Here is a 550-nt window from a genome sequence, read left to right on the forward strand (position 1 = left end):
GCGCCAGAACGACAGCTGCCGCGCCGCCACCGACTCCGGATCGCCGACGGTGCCGAGGAGGTCGCGCTGCCACAGCGCGTAGTCGGCGTACTGGACCGGCAGCGGCTCCCAGGCCGGGGCGTCGCCGGCGCTGCGGGCGCTGTAGGCGGCGACGAGGTCGCGGGCCAGGGCCTGCATGGACCAGCCGTCGATCGCGATGTGGTGCACGACCAGGACGAGTACGTGGCTGTCGTCGCTCTCGCGCAGCACAGTGAGCGCGGTGGGGATCTCGCGGGTGACGTCGAAACCGCGGCCGATGACCTCGCGGAGCTGCTCGTCGAGCCGGCCGGTCAGCGGATCGACCGTGAGCGTGCGCTCGCCGAGGGCGTCGGCGACCGGGACGATCTGCTGGTACGGGCCGGCGTCGGAGTCCGGGTAGCGGGTGCGCAGCGTTTCGTGCCGGCCGAGGATGTCGGTGACGGCCGCGCGCAGCGCGTCGAGGTCCAGGATGCCGGTCAGCCGCAGGGTGACGGCGACGTTGTAGGCGCCGGAGTCCGGGTCGAAGCGGTTG

1 protein-coding gene is annotated in these 550 nt (G+C 73.3%); it reads right to left on the reverse strand.

Annotation, left to right across the window (positions count from 1 at the left end):
• The coding region (locus Q8814_RS26455; protein WP_330154867.1) for a condensation domain-containing protein at positions 1-550 on the reverse strand (550 nt) is incomplete at both ends.

Origin of the sequence: Rhodococcus chondri (assembly GCF_036327435.1) — a bacterium.
Taxonomy (GTDB): Bacteria; Actinomycetota; Actinomycetes; order Mycobacteriales; family Mycobacteriaceae; genus Rhodococcus; species Rhodococcus chondri.